Annotated in this window: 4 protein-coding genes; all 4 read right to left on the bottom strand. The window is 26.5% G+C overall.

What is annotated here, in order from left to right:
• Nucleotides 1–185: 185 nt before the first annotated feature.
• Nucleotides 186–1,625 carry a hypothetical protein gene (locus M4I23_RS19290; protein WP_249755490.1) on the bottom strand — a complete coding sequence of 480 codons (1,440 nt, stop codon included), beginning with the start codon at nt 1,623–1,625 and terminating at the stop codon, nt 186–188.
• Nucleotides 1,626–1,806: 181 nt separating this feature from the next.
• On the bottom strand, nt 1,807–2,214 hold the full coding sequence (locus M4I23_RS19285) for a hypothetical protein (protein WP_249755489.1): 408 nt from the start codon (nt 2,212–2,214) through the stop codon (nt 1,807–1,809).
• Between the two features lie 39 nt (nt 2,215–2,253).
• The gene (locus tag M4I23_RS19280; RefSeq protein ID WP_249755488.1) at nt 2,254–2,832 is read right to left on the bottom strand and encodes a hypothetical protein; all 579 of its coding nucleotides are present in this window, start codon (nt 2,830–2,832) and stop codon (nt 2,254–2,256) included.
• 218 nt (nt 2,833–3,050) lie between these two features.
• Nucleotides 3,051–3,644: a hypothetical protein gene (locus M4I23_RS19275; RefSeq protein ID WP_249755487.1), complete on the bottom strand. Its 594-nt coding sequence runs from the start codon at nt 3,642–3,644 to the stop codon at nt 3,051–3,053.
• Between the last annotated feature and the right edge of the window lie 93 nt (nt 3,645–3,737).

Here is a 3,737-nt window from a genome sequence, read left to right as displayed (position 1 = left end):
GTGATTTTTTAAAACTTGCTTTACACATCGAAGTTTAAATGCGTAATCATACTTGACTTTTCTTCCCATAATAATACCCTCAAATAGTGTCTAACTTTTTGGGAGCAGTTCAAAGTCCGCGAGGACTTTCGCAAGTAGGCAAGAAGCCAGCAATAAATTATATACGGTGTTGTATGTTGCCCTTTTCAATTCTCATATTTTACTATTTCTTTTATGTTTTCAATTCCAGAATATTTTAAAATAACTGTTCCAACAAATTTAGGTAGACACTTATAGAGATTTATTTTATTTAACTTTTCTAAATTTTCACTTATTGGTCTTCCGTGAAAAATTGAATCTCTTAAACTTTTTAATTCTAAAAAATCTAAATCAAATTCTTTTGGCTCAATTTTTATATAGTCAAATAAACTTTGAAATTGATTTATCATTGAAACTACTTTAATTGGTGTTAGTTTATATTTAATTTCTTTCTTGAAAAGTTCCTTATCTTTTTCAGATACAATTTCGATGATATTTTCAAGAGTCTTTTTTATGAATCTATCAGTTTGTGTTTTACTTAAATTAAAACTATATTCTTCTGTTACTTTCTTTAAGTTTGGGGTTTCTCCAGCCTTTTCTTTTTCTATTTTTTTGTCTAAAATATACTTATTTCTGATTTGTTCTAAAATACTATAAAGAATCATAAACTTGGATTCTCCGCTTGTCTTTTGAGAGTAAATATATCTTTCAACAATTTTTTTATAAAAATCAGAGTTTTCTAATAACTGTGTAGAATCAACATTGATAAATAAATTTAAAGGATTTTGATAAAACTCCCAACGAAAAATTCCGTGATAATCTTTAGATATATTGTTGGAAACATCTCTTATTTCTATATGAAGTTTGTCATTTGTGTATATTCTTGATAATGAGTAATCAATATTTTCAATAGAGTAGAAAGAATAAAGCGTACAAATTAATTCTATATGTTTTTTTATTTCTGATTCGTTTAAATCATTGTATTGAATAGTTAATTTAGGTTCTTTTTGGATTGATATTTTTTCTAAATGATTTTTTGTAGAATTAAAAAAATTATGTTCTGGTTTGAAAGAAGTATTACCAAACTTAATATATTCTTTAATTTTGTTTTTTGGTTTCCAATTGTATTCTTCTTTGCTCCAAGAAAAATGTTGGTTATAATTATAGTTTAACTCAATTAAACCAAAACTTTGTTGATTTAAATATATTGTACTTGCTGATTTTTCAGAATTAGAAAAGGTTTTTTTTATTCCTGTTAATTTTATCGTGAAATATTTTAATTTGAATTCATAAAAATCTGTGGAGTTTTCCATTCCTTTACATCTATAATTCAAAAAATCAATTTCAAGTAAATTTTCTGGGCTGATAATTTCAATTGCTTGAAAATAGTCTATTAGATTCAAATCATTAATATGATTCCATTGCATAATTTTTTCTCCAAGATATTCTTTATCATCGAAGAAAATTTTTAGTTGAATTTCATTATTATTTTTGTCGTCAATAATTAATTCTGTTTGATAAATTCGCGAACATTTTTCTTGATTAGGATAGAAGGAATCTAAATTATCTATATTTATTTTAAGTTTAAAAAATGTTCTAATTTCCATCAATTTTGATTGGTTTACGTATTTTTTTTGGGTTGCATACAACGTTGATGTATAAGATTAGTGGCGTGTTTAGTCGACTAATTTAGTAAACAGATACTTGCCAGAGAAAATTCCGCAGGAATTTTCCAAGTAGGTTAAAACTAGCCATTAATTTTATACGGTGTTGCCTTTAGTTGTTTTTTTAATAATCAAACATTGTCAACATAATGACTATTCGGTTCTCATACCTAATTATATTTACTCTAAAATTGTCTTTAGTTACAAAATCAAATAACTTTTCATTATTCTTGATATCATTAAATTTTTTTAATTTTTTTTGTTCTGAAAGTTCATTTTCAATTAGGAAATTGTTTATGAGATTAAGAACATCATCATTTCTTTCAATTTTAATATATATATCAACACTTTTCCAAAATTCTTCTCTTTCTCTTTTTTTATACTTGTAGTAATCAACATATTGGTTGTCTATTAGTATTTTATCGGAACTAGAAATACCTAATGTATCTGTTTCATTAAATATTGTTTTTTCGCTGAATTTAATTAATGTAGGAAATTCTAATAATTGTAAAAAGTCGTCTTTTAAGCTCATTTTTGGTGTTTCTAAAAACTTTATTATTTTATGATGTATTTAATCTTGTTGACCTAATATTTCTTTTTTAAGTTTTATAGAACAGCAAAATATTTTTACTAGATCTATAGATTCATTGATAGAGAGAAAAAAATAAGCTAATACTTTATTTTGTTTGGTTGAATCAATAAAATCAATTTTTGTTATTATACCTGAATTAATGAAGTCCTTAAATGAACTGTCGTTTACGGAAATATAATTATAGTATTCATAAGGTTCACTAATCGCTTTTTCACTTTCAATTGAAAATGAGTTTCCTTTATTGTTCATTAATTTTATAGTAATTTTCTTAGGAATATCAATTTTATATTGAAAGTAAATATTATAATCGAAATAGTAACCGTTATGATATTTGTTAATTCTTGATTTTACTGCTAACATATTTCCCTTGTTAATTTCGGTTTTATCTTTAATTATAATATTTGAGGATTCTAAAAAATTTATTTCTCCTGAAATATCCAAGATCCCTCCTTGATTCCATTTTTTATAATCTTCTGATGAACATTCACAGTTTTGTGCAATTAAAAATTGATTACTTAAAAGTAATATTGTATAAATTAAAATTTGTTTATAGTTCATTTCTGTTTTTTTTTCAATTAAAGGCAACGTTTGGTGTAAGGAACGTAGGGCAGAGGATAAGCACTGACTATCGAATTCTCACTAAGCCAAATTTACATATTTTGCTTTTATTTTTCTCTAAATGCCAAATTGAAAATTTGGCGACCTCATAAAGAAACCTAAGCCTTCAAATTAAGCCTAAATCGCCCTATGTTTTTTACACGTTGTTGTATGCAGTTTTATTTTTTCTCCAATTCCGCTATTAATTTTACTATTTTATCTCGGTTTTTTCCTGATTTCATCCAGTCAGGTAATTTTTCAACCATAGTCCAGTGATTTCGACCATTTTTTTCTCTCAGGTCAGCTGAAATATAATCCTTTAGATACTCTAAGTGTTGATAATTCAATGCCCAAAAACTATTTCCTCTGAAGTTAACGCTTAACCAAAGTGGTAATCCGAAATAGCTGTCAGAGGGTTTTCCTGTATTTTGATAAGCCCATTCTTGAGAAATATTTCTTGGTTTGTAATCTTCAGTTTTTCCGCAGTTAGAGCATTTAACAGAGATTGTCTCTTTTTTTTCGTTTACGTTGGGGATATCAACTTTAATTTCTCCAGCGCAATGTGGACAGTGACAATTTAATTCAATAGAGTAAGATTCTTTTCGTCCCTTTTGTGAATGAAAACAATTTGGACACTTCAATGTTCTTTCGGAAAAGTGTGACTCGGGTTCATTTTTAGTAATAATAGCTCTTTTATCACACTTCGGGCATTCAATGAATACTTCATCCTCAAAATGATAAATGCTTAAATTTTTGTCTTTAAATCTGTTCATTTTCTAGATTGCATACAACGTTTATGTATAAGAATAGTTGCGGGTTTGTATGCGAGGATTTTCCGAAGGAAAATCAGACGTTACAAACACGCA

It is taken from the genome of Algibacter sp. L4_22 (assembly GCF_023473045.1).
Taxonomy (GTDB): domain Bacteria; phylum Bacteroidota; class Bacteroidia; order Flavobacteriales; family Flavobacteriaceae; genus Algibacter.
The sequence above is the reverse complement of the archived record's forward strand: the minus strand, read 5'-3'. Positions and strand labels throughout refer to the sequence as shown.

Bases quoted from the DNA above. Each gene is read 5' to 3' on its own strand.
- M4I23_RS19290 (WP_249755490.1), bottom strand. From the start codon at position 1,625: ATGGAAATTAGAACATTTTTTAAACTTAAAATAAATATAGATAATTTA.
- M4I23_RS19285 (WP_249755489.1), bottom strand. From the start codon at position 2,214: ATGAGCTTAAAAGACGACTTTTTACAATTATTAGAATTTCCTACATTA.
- M4I23_RS19280 (WP_249755488.1), bottom strand. From the start codon at position 2,832: ATGAACTATAAACAAATTTTAATTTATACAATATTACTTTTAAGTAAT.
- M4I23_RS19275 (WP_249755487.1), bottom strand. From the start codon at position 3,644: ATGAACAGATTTAAAGACAAAAATTTAAGCATTTATCATTTTGAGGAT.